The sequence below is a fragment of the Cupriavidus sp. UYPR2.512 genome, from assembly GCF_000379565.1.
In the GTDB taxonomy this organism is placed as follows: Bacteria; Pseudomonadota; Gammaproteobacteria; order Burkholderiales; family Burkholderiaceae; genus Cupriavidus.
On sequence record NZ_KB902852.1, the window covers coordinates 511,726 to 530,274 of the forward strand.

Consider the following 18,549-nt stretch of genomic DNA (forward strand, 5'->3'; position numbering starts at 1 on the left):
CCCACACTGAAACCATGAGTGCTACTTCTCTTTCCGGCAAGGTCGCCGTGATCCTTGGCGGCACCGGCGCGATCGGCTTTGCCGCCGGTGAAACGCTGGCGCGCCTTGGCGCAAGCGTCGTGCTGACCGGGCGCGACGCCGACAAGGCGGCCAGTGCCGCGGCGGCCTTGCCGGCCGGCAACCATCTTGCCGCCGTGGCCGAGATTGCCGACAGCGCCTCGCTGCGCGCGCTGGCCGACGAGGTCAGCCACCACTACGGCCGCGTCGATATCCTGGTGAACACCGCAGGCTTTACGCGGGCGATTCCGCACGCCGACCTCGACGCCCTGGACGATGCGCTGATCGATGAACTGTTTGCCGTCAACTGGCGCGGGCAGTTTGCTGCGATCCGTGCGTTCGCGCCGCACCTGCGCGCCAATGGCGACGGGCTGGTGGTCAATGTCGGGTCCATCGCCGGCCGTACGGGGCAGGGCAGCAACGTTGCGTACTGCGCTGCCAAGGCCGGGCTCGATATCATGGCGATGTCGCTCGGGCGTGCGCTGGCGCCGCATATCCGCGTGCTGAACGTTTCACCGGGCGTGGTTGATACCGCCTTCGTGCCGGGACGCGACAGCGGTTTCAACGAGCGCGCCGCCAAGGCGACGCCGCTCAAGCGCGTCGGCCAGGCACAGGACGTGGCCGATGCGATCGCGGCCTGCGCGACCTCACTGCGCTTTGCCACTGGCACCACCATCGTCGTGGACGGCGGCCGCCAGCTTGGATAGGCCAGGCCCTCCATGTCTGCCCAATCGCATTTCCATCACTGACCTTCGCTCATGCACGCACGTAAGACCATCATCACCTGCGCGGTGACCGGCAATATCGTCACCCCGGAGCAGCACCCCGGCTTGCCGGTCACGCCGGCCCAGATTGCCGACGCCGCGCTGGAAGCCGCCGAGGCCGGCGCAGCCGCCGCCCACATCCACGTGCGCGACCCTGAAACGGGGCGGCCGTCGATGTCGCTCGACTACTACGCCGATGTCATCGACCGCATCCGCAAACGCAACCGCTCGCTGATCATCAACCTCACCACCGGACCCGGTGGCCGCTTCGTGCCGAGCGAGGATGAGCCGCGGGTGGCCGCGCCGGGCACCACGCTGCTGCATCCCGCCAAGCGCGTCGAACACATCGCGGCGCTGCGCCCGGACGTCTGCTCGCTCGACCTGAACACCATGAACTCCGGCGGCGACGTGGTCATCAACACGCCCGCCAACGTGCGCAAGATGGCCGGCGTGATCCGCGCGGCCGGCGTCATGCCCGAGCTGGAGATCTTCGATTCCGGCGACCTCAACATGGCGCTCGACTTCATCCGTGAAGGCGTGCTGGACGGCCCCGGCCTGTGGACCTTCGTGCTGGGCGTGAAGTACGGCTTTGCGCCCACGCCGGAAACCATCTTCTACGCGCGCAACATGCTGCCCGCCGGCGCCCACTGGTCGGCATTCGGCATCGGCCGCGCGGAGTTCCCGATCGTGGCCCAGGCATGGCTCGCAGGCGGACACGTGCGCGTCGGCATGGAAGACAACATCTATCTGGAGAAGGGCGTGCTGGCGCCAGGCAACGCGGCGCTGGTCGCCAAGGCGCGCGACATCGTCAGGTCGCTCGGCGGCGAGATTGCCTCGTCCGCCGAGGCCCGGCGCACGCTTGGCCTGCGCGAGGCCTGATCCCGGCCATACAGAACTAAACATTTCAGGAAGGAATTACCATGAACACCATTCGAGTCAGCGAGAAAGCCGCCAATATCGATGTCCTGCAACTGGAGCTGCTCGGCGTGCCGCGCCCGCAAGCGGCGCAGGGGCAGGTCATCATCGAAGTGGCCAGCGCCGGCGTGAACCCGAGCGACGTGAAGGCAACGCTTGGCCTGATGCCGCATGCGGTCTGGCCGCGCACGCCAGGCCGCGACTATGCAGGCCTGGTGGTCGATGGTCCCTCCGAACTGCTGGGCCAGCAGGTCTGGGGCAGCGGCGGCGAGCTCGGCATCCGCCGCGATGGCACGCATGGCAAGTATCTGCGCATCCAGGCCAGCGCCGTGCGCGCCAAGCCGGCGTCGGTGTCGCTGCTGGAAGCCGGCGCCGTGGGGGTGCCGTTCATCACCGCCTATGAAGGGCTGCGCCGCGCGGGCATGCCGCAGGCTGGCAGCACCGTGCTGGTGTGTGGCGGCAACGGCAAGGTGGGACAGGCAACGATCCAGATTGCCACTGCGCTCGGCGCGCGCGTTTTTGCCGTGGAGCGCACTGCGCAAGCCTATCGCGGCCATGCCAGCGGCGACGTGCGCATGATCGATGCCAGCGGGGAATCCATCGCCGCGGTGGTGCGCGAAGAGACCGACGGGCACGGTGCGGACATCGTCTACAACACGGTGGGGAGCCCCTACTTCGAACAGGCCAACCAGGCCATGGCGATCGGCGCGGCGCAGATCTTCATCTCGACCATCGAGAAGCCGGTGCCGTTCGACATCTTCGCTTTCTATCGTGGCCAGCACACCTATGTGGGCGTCGACACCCTTGCGCTGGACAGCAACGCCTGCGCGGGCATCCTTGACCAGCTCGCACCGATGTTTGCCTCGGGTGCGCTGCGGCCGTTTCCGGTGCTCTCCGACTACACCTATTCGCTTTCCAACGCCAAGGAGGCCTACCGGGCAGTCCTGCAGGGCGCAACCGAACGCGTGGTGCTCAAGCCATGAACACGACCCGGTTCGCACAGGCGCCGGCCTACTTCCCGGCCAACCACGAAGGCATGCATTGCCTGCGGCTGCAAGGACATGAAGCGGGGCCGTCCGAAGCCTTGTGGATGGCGGTCTCGGTGCTGCTGCCGGGCGGCCATACGTCGATGGATGCCGCGCCGGTGGAAAAGCACTACGTGGTGCTGGAAGGTGAAGTCTGCATCGCCACGCCCGACGAGCGCGTGACGCTGGGCCAGTTCGATTCCGTGCGCCTGGCGCCGGGTGAGGCGCGGCAGGTGTCGAACCCGGGCAATCGGCCGGCGCTGCTGCTGCTGGCGATGCCGTATCCGAAGGACTGATATTTTCGGGGCGAACTGCAAACGATTGCATGGCAGCGGAGCAGACGGCCCGCCCACAACAACCACGACAAACCAGGGGAGACAAAGCAAATGAAATCCATCAGAAGGCGTAGCCATCTGCTCATGCTGGCCATGGCCGCAGCCTGTGGCGGCGAGGCCTGCGCGCAGTCAGCCGTGACCCTGTACGGGCGCATCAATACGGCACTGGAGTATTCCTATGCCAACACAGCCACCGACGGCACCCGCCTTGGCGGCGTGGGGCGCCTGACCAACAACCGCTCGGTCTTCGGCATGCGCGGCGAAGAAGGCCTGGGCGGCAGCCTGAAAGCCATCTGGCAGATCGAAAGCAATTTCTCGCTCGATACCGGCCAGGGCCAGGTGGCCGGGCGCAATACGCGGGTGGGGCTGCAGGGAGATGCCGGCACGCTGTTCCTGGGGCACTGGCAGACCCCATACACCGAATCGACGCTGGCCTACGACCCATACTATCCGACCACTGCCGGCTATATGGCGCTGATCGGCAACGGCTCCACGTCCAGTTCCGACAACGTCCAGGACACCAGCTCGTTCGACCGCCGGCAGAAGAACATCATCGTCTACAAGACGCCGTCGTTCGCCGGCTTCAGCGGCGCCGCGGCGTGGGGCGTGAACGAGGAGAAGACCACCGTACCGCGCAATCCCGGCTTGTATTCGTTCTCGGCGGCCTACGACAACGGCCCGCTCAACGTGGCGCTGGCCTATGAAGTCCACCAGCACTACCAGACCGCCGGCCGCAACGATGACGCGATGAAGGCGGGGGTCTCGTACAAGTTCCCGACCACCACCGTGGCGCTGCTCTATGAACGGCTCCACTACCGCACCGCGACCGGCGACCTGACCCGCAACGGGTACTACGCCTCGCTGGTGCAGAAGCTCGGGCCGGGCAGCGTGCGCGTCGGCTTTGGCCTTGCCAGCAATGGCGCGGGCAATGCGACCGAGACGGTGGGCTTCTTCCGCAGCGGCGCGGAAACGGGTGCCACGCAGGTCACGGTCGGCTACGACTATCCGCTGTCCAAGCGCACCGCGCTGTATGCGTACTACAGCCGCATCAACAACAAGCGCAATGCGATCTACGACTTTGCCATCAATGAACTGGGCGTGAGCGCGGGTTCAGACCCGCAGACGGTCGCGCTCGGCATGCGGCACTTCTTCTGAGGCAGGGCGGCACGCCCGGCATGGGCGCGCCGCATTCAACGGTGATGCGCGGTGGCCCGCGCTCGCTTCTGAAGTGAGGAGACACAGAATGATTCGATCCATCCAAGGCACCGTGCTGGCGCTGGCGTCATCGCTCATGCTGGCGGCAGCACCCGCCGCCCACGCGCAACCGCAATATCCCAGCAAGCCGATCCGGCTGGTGGTGCCGTTCTCGGCGGGCAGCGCCACCGATATCCTGGCGCGCATCATCGGCAGCAAGATGGGCGAGGGCGGCACCTACCAGGTGATCGTCGACAACCGCCCCGGCGCCGGCGGCACCCTGGGCGCCACCGGCGTGGCCAAGGCGGCGCCGGACGGCTACACGCTGATCCTGGTGTCGGTCGGGCATGCCATCAACGCCACGCTGTATCCCAGGCTCTCGTATGACACGGTGAAGGACTTCGCACCGGTCTCGCTGGTGGCCACGGTCCCCAACGTGCTGGTGGTCAATGCCGCCAGCAAGTACAAGTCGGTGCGGGACGTCGTCAACGCCGCCAGGGCGACGCCGGGTGAGCTGAATTTCGACTCGGCAGGTTCCGGCAGCTCCACCCACCTGAGCGGTGAGATGTTCAAGATGCAGGCCGGCATCGACATCGTCCATATCCCGTACAAGGGCACGGGCGAAGCGCTGACCGACGTCATGGCTGGCCGGGGCGACATGATGTTTGCGCCCAGCGTATCGGCCATGCCGTTCGTCAGGCAGGGCAAGCTGCGGGCGCTGGCGGTCACCACGGCCAGACGCGCCAGTGCGCTGCCGGAGATTCCCACGGTGGCGGAGTCCGGCTTCCCCGGCTACGCGTTCGACTCCTGGTTCGGCGTGCTGGCGCCCGCCGGCACCCCGAAGGAAATCGTCGATGCGCTCAATGCCGAGATCGGCAAGGCATTGGCCGCGCCGGATGTGCGCGAGCGCCTGGCCGCCCAGGGCGCGGAGTCAAAGCGCTCGTCGCCGCAGGAGTTTGCTGCCTATATCCAGGCGGAGATCGGCAAGCTGGCGCCGGTGGTCAGGCAATCCGGCGTGAAAGCGGGGCAGTAGCGGTAGTCCGCAGGCGTGCGGCGACGGCGTGGGGCTGGCTTAGAATGGCGTATTCCGACTCTCCCCGGGCTGCCGCCCCGCCAACTGCCGTCATGCCCGAGCGCAAGCGCCTCACCCTGAAAGACCTGGCTGCCGAGATCGACGTGCATTACTCGACCGTCTCGCGAGTGATGAACCCGGCCACGCGGCACCTGGTGGCTGAGGACGTGGCGGCCCGCATCCTGGAGCTTGCCGAGGCCCGCGGCTTCCGCCCCAACCGCATCGCGGCGGGGTTGCGCACCCAGCGTTCGGGACTGGTGGGCGTGGTGCTGCCCGATATCTCCAACCCGGTGTTTCCGCCCATCCTGGCCGGGATTGAATCCGTGCTGGCGCAGCAAGGCTACGTGCCGATCGTGGTCAATGCCGGTACCGACAAAAGCCGGCAGCGTTTTGTCATCGACCAGATGATCGGCCGGCAAGTCGAAGGACTGGTGCTCGCCACCGCGGAACGGGACGATCCGATACTCGCCTACTGCCTCAAGCAGCATATCCCCGTGGTCACGGTCAACCGAGGCGAAGACACGGGCCGGGTGTCCTGCGTGGTGAGCGACAACCTGCTGGCCATGCGGCAGACGGTTGACCACCTGGTCGGCCTGGGCCATCGCCGCATCGGGCATATTGCCGGGCCAGCCACGCTGTCGACCGGCTTCCTGCGTCGCGAGGGCTTCCTTCAGGCGGTAAAGCGCCACCGCCTGCGCCGCGGCGAATGGCAAGTCATGGAAGCCGCCAGCTATTCGCGTGAAGCCGGCCGGCTCGCTTGCGAGCAGCTCTTCGCGGCATTCCCGCAGATGACCGCCATCGCCGCCGGCAATGACCTGGTGGCGATGGGCTGCTACGACTTCCTGCGCGAGCGCGGCATGCGTTGTCCCGAGGACGTCTCGGTCGTGGGCCACAACGACATGCCGTTTGCCGACGCCCTGACGCCGCCGCTGACCACCGTGCGCATTGCCGTCCACGAAATGGGCGAGGAGGCCGCCCGGCTCCTGCTCAGGAAGATCGACAAGCCAGCCTCCGATGCCGTCACCGTGCAACTGACGCCGCAACTGATCGTGCGGGGTTCCACGGCTGCGCCGCGCGCAGCGCAATAGCCGAGGCCCATGCCGGCTGTCAGGCATGGGCGCCGTCCGGGTAGGGATCGGCTGCGCGCGCCGGGCCGGATCAGCGGAGGCGGCTGCTGGCGCAGGTGGCAAGGAGGAGGCGCGCGGCGGCCGGAGCGATTTCCGGATACCGCGCGCCCGGGGGAAGGTGGTGCTGAGGCCGCGCGCGTCCGCGAGCCGTCAGTTACCGGGCAACGCCGTACCGGGCAGCGGGCTGGTCACGCGAAAGATTGGGGCCGAGCGCGGCGCGTGCTGCCTCGAACGCGTTCCAGTCGGCCACGTCGGGCAACGACGGCACGGTCATCACCTCGCCCTGGTCCAGCCCTGCCAGGGCCGCGTCGACCAGGTCGTCGCCGCCCATGACCATCGATTGCGGCAGGTTCTCGACCGGCTGGCCGGCGGTGTCCCAGAACTCGGTGCGGGTGGCCCCCGGCAGGACTGCCTGGATGCGCACGCCCTTGCCGGCAAGCTCATGCTGCAGTGACTGGGTAAAGGCCAGCACAAACGCCTTGGAGCCGCCGTAGACACCGTTCAGGACCTCGGGCGCGACCGCCACGACCGAGGCGATATTGATGATCGTGCCCTCGCCGCGCGCGACGAAGGCCGGGGCGGCGGCGTAGGTGAGCCGTGTCAGGGCCGTGACGTTGAGCTCGATCATTGCCTGCATGGTGTCGACATCCGATTCCAGCAGCGGTGCAGCGCCGCCGAAGCCGGCGTTGTTGACCAGTGTGGTGATGCTTGCATCCGTGCGCAGGATCTCTTCGATGCGTCGTACCTCGGCGGCCTGGCCAAGGTCCGCGGTCACGATCTCGACCGAGCGGCCGGTATCGTCGGTAATGCGGCGGGCCAGTGCTTCCAGCCGCGTGCGGTTGCGCGCCACCAGGATCAGGTCGTGGCCCCTGCGCGCCAGGCGCTCCGCATAGATGGCGCCAATGCCGGAAGAAGCACCGGTGATGAGGGCGGTGCCGGGATGGTTGTGCATGGTCATGTCAAAGCTCCGGATTCAGTGAGGGAGAGAGTATTCGTGGCGGTCGGCCCGGATCGGCCGGCTGCGTGAAACCAAGATTAGGAGCACAATGGCGATGACACCAATGTCATAGATGCCACCTTTTCTGCCATCGAAGGCAAGATTTTTATTGCTGCCCTCAGGAGACCGACATGCATCACGTGGCCCTTGCCCTGTATCCCGGATTCCAGGTGCTGAACCTAGCGGTCTCGACGGTGCTGGAGTTCGCCAATCGCTCACTTGGAGAGCCGCTGTACCAGGTCCACCTGCTGTCCGAGCATGGCGGACCCGTGTTGAGTTCCGGTGGCTTTTTCGTCAGCACGGAGCCGTTCGGCAGGCGCCGCTTCGATACCGTGCTGGTGGTGGGAGACAACGACGTGCTGCCCACGGCGCCCGCGCTGGTGAAGTTCCTGCAACGTGCGGCGCGGACTTCGCGGCGCATCGGCGCCACCTGCACCGGCGCCTTCAACCTGGCGGAGGCCGGGGTACTGGATGGCCGCCGCGCCACCACGCACTGGTACTACGCCGAGCAGTTGCGGCGGCGCTTTCCGAACGTCGGCGTGGAAGAGGACCGCATCTTCATCATCGATGGCCCGGTCTGGACCTCGGCCGGGATGTCGGCCTGCATCGACCTGGCGCTGGCGCTGGTGGAGAAAGACGCCGGTGGGGCGGTTGCGCGCGATGTGGCGAAGTCACTGGTCGTGTATCACCGGCGCGCCGGCGGGCAGTCGCAATTCTCGGCATTGCTGGACCTGGAGCCCCGCTCGGACCGCATTCGTGCCGCGCTGGATTTCGCGCGGCAGAACCTGCAACAGGAGCTTTCGGTGGAACAACTGGCGGATGCGGCGCACCTGAGCCCGCGGCAGTTCGCGCGCGCATTTCGTGACGAGACCGGGCAGACCCCCGCCAAGGCCGTGGAGCACCTGCGCGTGGAGGCGGCCAGGCTGATGATGGAAAGCGGGCGCCATGCCATCGATGTGGTCGCGCGGGATACCGGCTTCGGTGACCGCGAGCGCATGCGGCGTGCGTTCCTGCGGGCGTTCGGCCAACCGCCGCAGGCGATCCGGCGCATGGCGCGCGGCGACGAATTGCAGACTGCGTAGGGGCGGCCGAGCTGATACAGACGCATGCAAGCCATGCCGGGCATGCGACTTGTTACTCCAGGTACCAATTCCTGTTCCGCGCCATGCCTTTCTCCCAGGCCGGCGAGCACATAGAGTTGGTCGCGTGACCCCCACCTGACTGGAGCCAGTATGTCTGTGCAAGAACGACTCGCAGCGCGCGGCCTGGTGCTGCCGCAGCCCCCGCAGCCCCTCGGCAGCTATACCGCGGTCAGCCAGGCCGGCGATCTGCTGTTCATCTCCGGGCAGTTGCCCTTGCAGGATGGCAAGGTGGTCTGGCAAGGCCAGGTCGGCAAGGACCTGGATGTCGGGCAGGGCAAGCGTGCCGCCGAGCTGGCGGCGCTCAACGTGCTGGCGCAGATCCATGCCTATCTGGGTGGCTTCGAGCGCCTGGACCACATCGTCCGCGTCGACGGGCACATCGCCAGCGCGCCCGGCTGGTTCGGGCAGCCCGCGGTGCTCGACGGTGCCTCGGACCTGTTTGGCGAGGTGCTGGCAGAGAAGGCCGGCCACGCGCGAACCATTTCCTCGCACTTCCAGCAGCCGGCGAATGCGGCCGTGATCCTCGTGGTCATTGCCCAGATCCGGCCTGCATAAGCAGCGCGGCGTGTGCCGTTACGCTGAGAATTTCTCGACCAGGAAGTCGACGAACGCCCGTACCCGGCGCGAGACGTGGCGCGCGGACGGGTATAGCAGCACAAAGGGGCGCGTACTGCCGCCGTAGTCCTTCAGCACCTCCACCAGCGTGCCGTCGCGCAGGTCCTGTTCCACGACGAAGCGGTAGGTCTGGAACAGGCCCGCGCCGGCGCGCACCAGCGTGGCCCCGCCCAGGATGTCTTCTGACGCCGCATACGCGCCGGCGGTCACGATATCCGTGTCCTCGCCGTTGACCTGGAACGTCCATGGGATCCGCCGGCCGCTGCTAGGGCGCTCGAACTGGATGCACTCATGCCTGAGCAGGTCTTCCAATGACTGCGGCGTGCCGGCACGCCGCAGATAGCCAGGCGTTGCCACCACCACCAGCTCAGCGTCTTCCAGCTTGCGCGCGATCAGGTTCGAATCATCCGGCGCACGCCCGCGCACCGACAGGTCATAGGTGTCATCGGCGAAGTCCACATTGCGGTTGCTGATGTGCACTTCGATCTCGACTTCGGGGTAGCGCTCGCGGAATGCCGGCAGCACTGGCAGCACGCGATAGTGCGCGTAGGGGGTCGGCAGGCTGATCCGCAGGCGCCCCGCAGGGGCAGCCTGCTGGCCGCTGATCTGGCGCTCCGCGTCCACCAGCTGCGCCAGTGCGCCGCGGCTCTGCTCGAAATACACCCGTCCTTCGTCGGTCAGGCGGATCTGCCGCGTGGTCCGCACGAAGAGCCGCACCCCCAGGCGCTCTTCCAGCCTTTGCACAGTGCGGCTGACTGCGGGCGGTGTCACGCCCGCGGCCACTGCCGCCGCGGTGAAGCTACCCAGCTCGGCGGCCAGGCAGAACAGCTCGATGCTGCCAAGCTGAAGGTCATCGAATTGCCGTTTCATTTCTTTGCTTGCGACTGCAGGCCGCACCGGGTCAAGCGATGTATCCATCATATGTGCGCCACTGGCAGATGTCGATGTCCGGGCCGTGGGCGGCGCCGAAGTGACCGCAAGGCGGCGTGTGCCATGGGCGCCGGAGGATTCGTCCCCTCTATTTGTGCTTGTGGCGCAAGACTGTTTGTGCCGCCGAGGTCTTCGAATGCGAAAGGGAATTGCCTAGATTGGAACCCATCGGAGCCGCCGGCCCGACCGGCAAGCAAGCCGATTCCATCTACATCGAGGTTCAAGAAAATGAGCGCAGCACAGAAAGTCGTTGTCATCACGGGCGCATCGCAAGGCATTGGCGCTGAACTGGTCAAGGCGTTCCGGGAACGTGGCCATCGCGTTGTCGCCACCGCGCGCACCATCAAGCCGTCGGACGACCAGGACATCCTGGCAGTCGCCGGCGATATTGCCGATCCGTCCACGGCGCGCCGCGTCATCGCCGAGGCCGTGGCAAGGTTCGGGCGCATCGACACCCTGGTCAACAACGCCGGCATCTTCATCGCCAAGCCGTTCACCAGCTATACCGACGAGGACTACGCGGCCGCCACCGGCATTAACCTGACGGGCTTCTTCCATATCACGCAGCTGGCCATCGCCGAAATGGAGAAGCACCGCAGCGGCCACGTGGTCAGCATCACGACCAGCCTGGTCGACCATGCGATCAGCGGGGTGCCGTCGGTGCTGGCCTCGCTGACCAAGGGGGGGCTGAACGCCGCGACCAAGTCGCTGGCCATCGAGTACGCCAAGACCGGCATCCGCGCGAATGCTGTCTCGCCCGGCATCATCAAGTCGCCGATGCATCCGCCCGAAACCCATGCGGGGCTGAGCGCGCTGCACCCCGTGGGTCATATGGGCGAGATGCGCGATATCGTCGATGCTGTCCTGTATCTCGACAGCGCACCGTTTGTCACCGGCGAGATCCTGCATGTAGACGGCGGCCAGAGCGCAGGGCATTGAGCGGACGCACCCGCGGCGCGATGGGGGAATACCCGTCGCGCCGTATTGCGTTAATCTTTCGGTGCCCGGCGCCGCGCCTGGCGGTTTTCAATCAATATGCCAAGGTGACACCGATGGACGCACACACCGACCACATCCTGATCGTGGATGACGACCGCGAAATCCGTGAACTGGTCTCCACCTATCTCACCAAGAACGGCTTGCGCGTTACCGTGGCGCCGGACGGGCGGCACATGCGCTCGTTCCTGGACGTCAACAACGTCGACCTGATCGTGCTGGATGTGATGATGCCGGGCGACGATGGCCTGGTGCTGTGCCGTGAACTGCGGGCGGGCAAGCACAAGGCCACCCCGGTGCTGATGCTGACCGCGCGCAGCGACGAGACCGACCGCATCGTCGGCCTGGAAATGGGCGCCGACGACTATCTTGCCAAGCCTTTCGCCGCACGCGAGCTGCTGGCCCGCATCAAGGCGGTGCTGCGGCGGACCCGGATGCTTCCGCCCAACCTGCAGATCACCGAGGCCGGGCAGCTGCTTGCTTTTGGCGACTGGCAGCTGGACACCACCGCCCGCCACCTGATTGACCAGGATGGCGTCATCGTCGCGCTGAGCGGCGCGGAATACCGCCTGCTGCGCGTCTTTGTCGACCATCCGCAGCGCGTGCTTAACCGCGACCAGCTGCTCAGCCTCACGCAGGGCCGCGAAGCGGAAATGTTCGAACGCTCGATCGACCTGCTGGTCAGCCGCTTGCGCCAGCACCTCAAGGACGATGCGCGCGAGCCCCGCTACATCAAGACCGTGCGCAGCGAGGGCTATGTCTTCTCGACGCCCGTGGAGATCCGGGAGGCACGCCAGTGAGTCTCCGTGCCTTGCCCTGGCCCCGTACGATGGGCTCGCGGCTGTTCCTGATCCTGCTGGCGGGACTGATCATCGCGCATCTGCTGTCGTTCGGCGTGCTGTTTTCAGAGCGCTACCTCACCGCCCGCACGGTCATGCTTGGCACGCTGGAAACGGACGTTTCCACGTCGATCGCAATCCTGGACCGCGTACCCGCTCAAGAGCGCCCGCAGTGGCTGAGATATGTGAATCGCGGCAACTATCAATACATCCTGGGGCCAGGCCTGCCCGGCGTGCCGGAGATGAGCACGCAGGCCAAGGAAGTCGCCGACCGGATCATGGAGGCGAGCGGTGGCCGGTTTCCGGTCAAGGTCGAGTCGATCCCCGGCCAGGGCAAGCGCATGCAGGCACACCTGACGCTCAGCGATGGCAGCCCGCTGACGATCGACGTGCACCCGAAGCCGGCGCCGGTTGCCCGATGGCTGCCCTATGTGCTGGTGATCCAGTTGGTGCTTCTGATCCTGTGTTGCTGGCTCGCGGTGCGGCTGTCGATTCGTCCCCTGGTGGCGTTGGCCAACGCCGCCGACGCGCTCGACCCGAATGCCAGCACCCAGCCGCTGGGCGAGACCGGGCCCACCGAACTGGTACGTGCCGCGCGCGCATTCAATGCCATGCGCGAGCGCATTGCCCGCTTTGTCGAGGAGCGAGTGCAGATCCTGGCCGCGATCTCCCACGATCTGCAGACGCCGATCACGCGGATGAAGCTGCGCGCCGAAATGACGGAAGACTCTGAAGACAAGCGCAAGCTGGTGCAAGACCTCACCGAGATCGAGACGCTGGTGAAGGAGGGGCTGGCCTATGCGCGCGCCATGCATGGCGATGGCGAGACGCCGTCGCGGATCGACATCGGGTCGTTCGTCGATAGCCTGGTCTACGACTACCAGGACACCGGCAAGGCCGTCACCATCCTGCAGCGTGCCGGCGGCACCCTCGAGACGCGCCCGCACGCCTTGCGCCGCATCCTGACCAACCTGACCGACAACGCCCTCAAGTTCGGCGGGGCGGCGGAGCTGAACGTGCACCGCGAGGACGGCGGTGCGGTGATCATCAGCGTGCTGGACCGCGGGCCCGGCATCCCGGCAGAGCAGCTCGAGTCCGTGCTGCAGCCGTTTGTCCGGCTTGAGGCATCGCGCAACCGGGAGACCGGCGGCACCGGCCTGGGCCTGGCGATTGCTCACCAGCTTGCGCTGGCGATCGGCGGCTCACTGACGCTGCGCAATCGCGAGGGCGGTGGCCTGGAGGCGCGGCTCAGGGTGGGTTGAGCCGCCACCCGCTCGTTACCAGCCACCCCCCAGCGCACGGAACGTTGCCACCGCCGCGCGGGCATTGTCGGCGCGCACACGTGCCTGCTGGTCGCGCGCCGCCAGCAGCAGGCGGTCCTCCTCCAGCACTTCGAACAGGCTGACCGCGCCGCCCTTGTAGGCGTCTTCGGCGGCGCCGCGCGCGCGCGCGTGGGCAGCCACTTCCACGGTCAGCTCCTTGCCCTGCAACTCCAGCTGGGTCAGCGTAATGATCGCGTTTTCCACGTCCTCGGTGGCGCGCAGCATGGCCTTGCGGTAGGTGGCCAGGGCTTCGGCGTTGGCGCCCCTGGCCTGCGCCACTTCGGCATCCACCCGGCCGAAGTCGAACAGCCGCCAGCGCAGTCCCGCGATCGCGGCGGGCTGGAAGGCGGATGCGGTGAACAGCTTGCCGGCGGAGAGGCTCTCGAAGCCGAGCAGCGCTGACAACGACAGCTTCGGGTAGTACTCGGCAGTGGCCACGCCGATGCGGGCACTGGATGCCGCCAGCCGGCGCACCGCGGCAATCACGTCCGGGCGGCGTTGCAGCAGGTTGGCCGGACCTTGTGCCGAGGCGATCTGCGGCACGGCGGTGCGCTCGGTCGGCGTGAGGAGCTCAGCGGCATAGGTGCCCGGATGCGCGCCCATCAGTACGTCAAGCCGGTTCAGTTGTGTCTCCAGCTCGATCTGCAGGGGCGGGATGGTCACGCGAGTCTGTGCCAGCTGTGCTTCCGCCTGGGCCCGTTCCCGCTCGGCGCCGATGCCATCGGCCAGCCGCAGCTGCACCAGTTCGAGCAGTTTTGCATTGGTCCGCACCTGCTGTTGCGCGATGGCGATGCGCTGCTGCGCGCCGCGCACGCGGAAGTAGGCATCGGCCGCTTCGGCGGCTACCAGCACGCGCACGCCCATGTGCTCGGCTTCCGCGGCCTGGGCCTCCGCGCTGGCGACCTCGGCGCCGCGCCGCAGGCCACCGGCCACGTCGATCTCCCAGCTGGCCCCCACCCCCGCGTTGTACAGCGTCTTGTTGCGGTCAAAGCCCGGCGCGTTCTTGCCGAGGCTGCCCAAAGGCCCTTCCAGCGACTGGCGCTGCCTGGCCACGCTGCCGGACAACGATGCCTGCGGCAGCAGTTCGGCGCCGGCATGGCTGGCCGCGGCGCGGGCCTGGTCGACCCGCGCAATCGCCGCCGCCAGGTCCAGGTTCTGCTCCAGCGCGCGCCGGATGACGCGCGTCAGCGCGCGATCGTCAAAGCCCAGCCACCAGCTGTCCAGTGACGGCGCCGGCTGGGCCGCGTCCCGGGCGTCCAGCGCCGCTGCGTGCGGATAGGCCGCAGGCATGTCCGAGGCCGGCATGTGGTAGTCGGGGCCAGCCGCGCAGGCAGCCAGGCTGGCCCCGACGCCAGCCGCGAGCAGGGTGGGGAGGAGGCGGGCGAACCCAGCGCGGGTACGCCGGCGCGGGGGATGGGATGGACTCTGCGGCATGACGGAAACCTTTCAGAAGCAACGAATGCAGCACAAGCAAAAAAACTAACTTGCATGATGATAGTGACTACTCTAGACTAACTTTCAAATTGACTGCGCGCGCTCAAGGACCGGAACTTCGCGCTTGGCTGCTTCTTCTCCTTTGTCACCGGCATCGGCATCTTTGCCACCATCTACCTGACCCCGCTGTTCCTGGGGCGCGTGCGCGGCTTCAGCGCACTGGATATCGGGCTAGCGGTGTTTTCCACCGGTGTGTTCCAGATGGCGTCGATCCCGCTCTATGCCTTCCTGGCCAATCGGGTCGACCTGCGCTGGCTGATGATGATCGGCCTGGGGCTGTTCGCGGTGTCGATGTGGTACTTCGCGCCCATCACGCACGACTGGGGCGCGGCGCAGCTGCTGCTGCCGCAGGCGTTGCGCGGCATGGCCCAGCAGTTCGCGGTGGCGCCCACGGTGACACTGACCCTGGGCAGCCTGCCGCCGGCGCGGCTCAAGCTTGCGTCCGGGCTGTTCAACCTGATGCGCAACCTGGGCGGGGCCATCGGCATCGCGGCCTGTGCAACCGTGCTCAACAACCGCGGCAATATGCACTTCCTGCGCGAGGCAGAGCACCTGAACATCCGCAATGAAGCCATGGGCAACCTGTTGCAAGGGTTCAGCGACCAGTTCGTCGCGGCCGGGCACGATGCCCTCGATGCGCAGACCGCGGCCCTCAGGCAATTGTGGGGACTGGCCTGGCGCGAGGCGCAGACCCAGACCTTTGGCGACATCTTCCTGCTGATCCTGGTGTGCTTCGCGATCGCCACCGCCATGGTGCCGCTGATGCGCAAGGTTGGAGCGCCGAAGGGTCCGTCGGCAGACGCGCATTGATGAAGGAACGACCGTGAAAATCAGTCTGTGCAAGCGGCTCCTGTCTGTCGCGCTGATCGCGGGGAGCGCCTCGGTGGCGTATGCGGGGGAGCGCCCGCGCGACAACGGTGTAGCGTGCGCTCGTGCAGCGAATGCGTATTGCAATCTTCCAGATGCGGGTAGCAGGCCAATGCCTCAAGTCGTGCTGCTGGGAGAGTCCGATTGACTGGCGTGCGAGTCCTTCAGCCGGGCTGCTTTGTATTCTCGTATGTCGCAATCGCGGATCAATACACAGCGATACAAATCCCCTGAAATCCGACACATGCCGCTTGCCATGCCCTCCTAGACTCATGCTCACATTGATCACGCCAACAGGAGAGGAAGATGTCGAAGACAGTCAATTTACCCCGTCGAGGCTTTCTGAGTGCAGCGGCAGCGACGCTGGCCACCGCGCCGTTCGGGCTGCCGCAGGCCGCCCGCGCGCAAACCGGTGTGTCGAAGGCGCCGGCGCTGCCCTTGACCACGCCGGGCACCCATGCCAGCTTCGCGCCGATCAAGCAGGTCAACGCCGGCGTGCTCAATATCGGCTACGCCGAGGCCGGCCCCGCCACCGGGCCCGTTGCGCTGCTGCTGCACGGCTGGCCCTATGACATCCACAGCTTTGTCGACGTGGCCCCCCTGCTGGCGGCCCGCGGCTATCGGGTGATCATTCCCCACCTGCGTGGGTTTGGCTCGACGGCCTTCCTGTCAGCCGACACCATGCGCAACGGCCAGCCCGCAGCGATCGCCGCCGACATGATCGCGCTGATGGACGCGCTGAATATCCGCAACGCCGTAGTGGCCGGCTTTGACTGGGGCGCGCGTACCGCGGACATCATGGCGGCGATCTGGCCGGACCGCTGCAGGGGGCTGGTCTCGGTAAGCGGCTACCTGATCGGCAACCAGGCAGCCGGCAAGCAGCCGCTACCGCCTGAGGCCGAGCTCCAGTGGTGGTACCAGTTCTATTTCTCCACCGATCGGGGCCGCGCCGGCTACCAGAAGTACACGCACCAGTTTGCCAGGCTGATCTGGAAACTGGCATCGCCGCAATGGAAGTTCGATGATGCGACGTTCAATCGCAGCGCCGCCGCCTTCGACAATCCCGACCACGTCGAAATCACCATTCACAACTACCGCTGGCGGCAGGGGTTGGCGACCGGTGAGGACAGGTTCGATGACATCGAGAAGCGGCTCGCCACGGCGCCCGCCATCGGCGTGCCCACCATCACCATGGAAGGCGATGCCAACGGCGCGCCGCACCCTGAGCCCAGCGCCTATGCCAGCAAGTTCACGGGCCGGTACGAGCACCGGGAATTGACGGGCGGGATCGGCCACAACCCGCCGCAGGAAGCGCCCACCGCGTTTGCCCAGGCGGTGCTCGATGTTGACAGGCGCTGACGGGTGAGGGGCGCAATGCGCAGATTGCTGATACTGGCTGCCATGACGTTATCGGCGCTGGCATCGGAGCTGGGCGGCGCAGGCCATCGGTGCGCATGGTCGGGCATGCCCCGGACCATGCGCGCCAGTTCTTCTCGCTTCTCGGGGCGGAATACAGCCCAAGCGAAAAACGAACTTGCATGATGATAGTGACTACTCTAGACTAACTTTCAAATCGATAGCAAGTAGGTTTTTCGAGGAACCCAGTCATGCAGAGGAAGCCACTTGGTGAAACCCCGTGTCCGATCGCACGCACCGCGGCCCGCGTTGCCGACAGCTGGAGCGTATTGATCCTGCGCGAAGCCTTTTACGGCGTGACCCGGTTCGATGAGTTCCAGCAAAACCTGGATATCGCGCCCAATATGCTCACGCGTCGCCTGAACTCGCTTGTCGAACAAGGCATGCTGGAGCGTCGCCAGTACTGCGATCGGCCACCGCGCTCCGAGTACATCCTGACCGAGCGCGGGCGCGATTTCCGCCAGGTGCTGCTGGCGATGCTGGCTTGGGGCAACAAGCATCTCGCGCCCGAAGGCGAAAGCGTGCAACTGGCCAACCGGCGCACCGGCGTGCGCGTGGAGCCTGTGCTGGTCGACGCCGCCAACGGACGCCCGGTCACCGATGCTGACTATCACCTTGCGCCCGGCCCCGCCGCCAGCGACCGCGTGCGCCAGCGGCTGTCCCGCTCGGCAGAAGCCTGAGCCGGAATTCCCGCGCAGCCAATTCTTATTGCAACCTTCAGAAACCGGCCGCCGCGCGTATACCGCATGGCGCCTCAGTTGAAGTGCGTGCGGCCAATGGAAAGATCGGCGCCAAACCATCTGGAGGAACAAGCATGAACATTCAATACATTGAGGATCTCGCGGCGGGCCAAAAATATGGTTCGGGGCGGCTGACTGTCGAGCCTGAAAGGATCAAGACCTTTGCGGCCGAGTTCGACCCGCAGCCTTTCCATCTCGATGAAGCCGCTGCCCGCGACACGCTCTTTCGTGGACTGGCTGCGAGCGGTTGGCATACCGCTGCGCTGACGATGCGCCTGCTGGTCGACAGCGAATTCCGGCCCGCAGGCGGCATCGTCGGCGCGGGCTTCGAGGAGCTGCGTTGGCCAAAACCGGTTCGCCCTGGCGATGCGCTGCATATCGAGAGCGAGATACTGGAAGTGCGGATTTCGAAATCGCGCCCCGACCAGGGCATCGTGAAGGTGCGTACCACAACCGTCAACCAGGCCGATGAGCCCGTGCAGGTTTTCACCGTCAACCTGATCGTCCAGCGGCGCCCCGCAGCCGCCGCGCAGACAGAGGGGTCGTGAGGATTCCTGTACCCCGTGCCGGGGCCATGGGTGGCTACTCCTTCCATTTCTTATTCGCGGCAATGAATTCGGCGCGTCGGCGCCTACGCGTAGCTGGCAGGGCAGCGTCCTACCACCTAAAGTAGCTTGTGGCTTTGCGGTACCAGGCAAGGAG

The 18,549-nt window shown here is 66.4% G+C and carries 18 protein-coding genes and 1 pseudogene; 16 read left to right on the forward strand and 3 right to left on the reverse strand.

Features of this window, described 5'->3' with window-relative positions:
- Window positions 1–14 precede the first annotated feature (14 nt).
- The 7 genes from A3A5_RS0102305 to A3A5_RS0102335 all read left to right on the forward strand — a co-directional run bounded on the left by A3A5_RS0102305 (window position 15) and on the right by A3A5_RS0102335 (window position 6,450).
- A complete protein-coding gene (locus A3A5_RS0102305) occupies window positions 15–764 on the forward strand; it encodes an SDR family NAD(P)-dependent oxidoreductase (protein WP_026200363.1) in 750 nt (249 codons plus the stop codon).
- Window positions 765–815: 51 nt separating this feature from the next.
- Complete coding sequence (locus tag A3A5_RS0102310; protein WP_018309050.1) at window positions 816–1,700, forward strand: 3-keto-5-aminohexanoate cleavage protein; 885 nt, start codon at window positions 816–818, stop codon at window positions 1,698–1,700.
- 41 nt (window positions 1,701–1,741) lie between these two features.
- Entirely contained in the window at window positions 1,742–2,719 is a 978-nt protein-coding gene (locus tag A3A5_RS0102315; RefSeq protein WP_018309051.1) for a zinc-binding alcohol dehydrogenase family protein, read from the forward strand.
- Window positions 2,716–3,057 (forward strand): cupin domain-containing protein, encoded by a 342-nt coding sequence (locus tag A3A5_RS0102320; protein ID WP_018309052.1) that lies wholly within the window; start codon window positions 2,716–2,718, stop codon window positions 3,055–3,057. Before A3A5_RS0102315 ends, A3A5_RS0102320 begins: the two co-directional genes overlap by 4 nt.
- A gap of 90 nt (window positions 3,058–3,147) precedes the next feature.
- A complete protein-coding gene (locus tag A3A5_RS0102325; RefSeq protein WP_026200364.1) occupies window positions 3,148–4,251 on the forward strand; it encodes a porin in 1,104 nt (367 codons plus the stop codon).
- 88 nt (window positions 4,252–4,339) lie between these two features.
- Window positions 4,340–5,323 (forward strand): tripartite tricarboxylate transporter substrate binding protein, encoded by a 984-nt coding sequence (locus A3A5_RS0102330; RefSeq protein ID WP_018309054.1) that lies wholly within the window; start codon window positions 4,340–4,342, stop codon window positions 5,321–5,323.
- Window positions 5,324–5,415: 92 nt separating this feature from the next.
- Window positions 5,416–6,450, forward strand: coding sequence for a LacI family DNA-binding transcriptional regulator (locus A3A5_RS0102335; RefSeq protein WP_018309055.1), 1,035 nt, complete (start codon window positions 5,416–5,418; stop codon window positions 6,448–6,450).
- Window positions 6,451–6,643: 193 nt separating this feature from the next.
- Here the strand turns inward: A3A5_RS0102335 and A3A5_RS0102340 are convergent, their stop codons facing one another.
- Complete coding sequence (locus tag A3A5_RS0102340) at window positions 6,644–7,447, reverse strand: SDR family oxidoreductase (protein WP_018309056.1); 804 nt, start codon at window positions 7,445–7,447, stop codon at window positions 6,644–6,646.
- A 170-nt stretch (window positions 7,448–7,617) separates the two neighbouring features.
- On the opposite strand from A3A5_RS0102340, the gene A3A5_RS0102345 reads away from it, so the two are divergent.
- Complete coding sequence (locus tag A3A5_RS0102345) at window positions 7,618–8,568, forward strand: GlxA family transcriptional regulator (protein ID WP_018309057.1); 951 nt, start codon at window positions 7,618–7,620, stop codon at window positions 8,566–8,568.
- Between the two features lie 150 nt (window positions 8,569–8,718).
- On the forward strand, window positions 8,719–9,183 hold the full coding sequence (locus tag A3A5_RS0102350; RefSeq protein ID WP_018309058.1) for a RidA family protein: 465 nt from the start codon (window positions 8,719–8,721) through the stop codon (window positions 9,181–9,183).
- Between the two features lie 18 nt (window positions 9,184–9,201).
- On the opposite strand, the gene A3A5_RS0102355 is transcribed toward A3A5_RS0102350, so the two are convergent.
- Window positions 9,202–10,113 (reverse strand): LysR family transcriptional regulator, encoded by a 912-nt coding sequence (locus tag A3A5_RS0102355; protein ID WP_018309059.1) that lies wholly within the window; start codon window positions 10,111–10,113, stop codon window positions 9,202–9,204.
- Between the two features lie 288 nt (window positions 10,114–10,401).
- Between A3A5_RS0102355 and A3A5_RS0102360 the strand changes: the two genes are divergently transcribed.
- The 3 genes from A3A5_RS0102360 (at window position 10,402) to A3A5_RS0102370 (ending at window position 13,270) form a co-directional block, all read left to right on the forward strand.
- Entirely contained in the window at window positions 10,402–11,112 is a 711-nt protein-coding gene (locus tag A3A5_RS0102360; protein ID WP_018309060.1) for an SDR family NAD(P)-dependent oxidoreductase, read from the forward strand.
- Between the two features lie 113 nt (window positions 11,113–11,225).
- Window positions 11,226–11,969, forward strand: a complete 744-nt coding sequence (locus A3A5_RS0102365; RefSeq protein WP_018309061.1) for a response regulator — start codon at window positions 11,226–11,228, stop codon at window positions 11,967–11,969.
- A 29-nt stretch (window positions 11,970–11,998) separates the two neighbouring features.
- Window positions 11,999–13,270, forward strand: coding sequence for an ATP-binding protein (locus A3A5_RS0102370; protein ID WP_018309062.1), 1,272 nt, complete (start codon window positions 11,999–12,001; stop codon window positions 13,268–13,270).
- A 15-nt stretch (window positions 13,271–13,285) separates the two neighbouring features.
- Here A3A5_RS0102370 and A3A5_RS0102375 read toward each other — a convergent pair whose 3' ends face one another.
- The gene (locus tag A3A5_RS0102375; RefSeq protein ID WP_026200367.1) at window positions 13,286–14,764 is read right to left on the reverse strand and encodes an efflux transporter outer membrane subunit; all 1,479 of its coding nucleotides are present in this window, start codon (window positions 14,762–14,764) and stop codon (window positions 13,286–13,288) included.
- Between the two features lie 93 nt (window positions 14,765–14,857).
- Between A3A5_RS0102375 and A3A5_RS37550 the strand changes: the two are divergent.
- The 4 genes and pseudogenes from A3A5_RS37550 to A3A5_RS0102395 form a co-directional block, all read left to right on the forward strand.
- Window positions 14,858–15,634, forward strand: a pseudogene (locus A3A5_RS37550) (MFS transporter); the annotation flags it as partial.
- A gap of 363 nt (window positions 15,635–15,997) precedes the next feature.
- Window positions 15,998–17,050, forward strand: a complete 1,053-nt coding sequence (locus tag A3A5_RS0102385; RefSeq protein ID WP_018309065.1) for an alpha/beta fold hydrolase — start codon at window positions 15,998–16,000, stop codon at window positions 17,048–17,050.
- A 248-nt stretch (window positions 17,051–17,298) separates the two neighbouring features.
- Complete coding sequence (locus A3A5_RS0102390) at window positions 17,299–17,787, forward strand: helix-turn-helix domain-containing protein (RefSeq protein WP_026200368.1); 489 nt, start codon at window positions 17,299–17,301, stop codon at window positions 17,785–17,787.
- A 134-nt stretch (window positions 17,788–17,921) separates the two neighbouring features.
- The gene (locus A3A5_RS0102395; protein ID WP_018309067.1) at window positions 17,922–18,395 is read left to right on the forward strand and encodes a MaoC family dehydratase; all 474 of its coding nucleotides are present in this window, start codon (window positions 17,922–17,924) and stop codon (window positions 18,393–18,395) included.
- Window positions 18,396–18,549 lie beyond the last annotated feature (154 nt).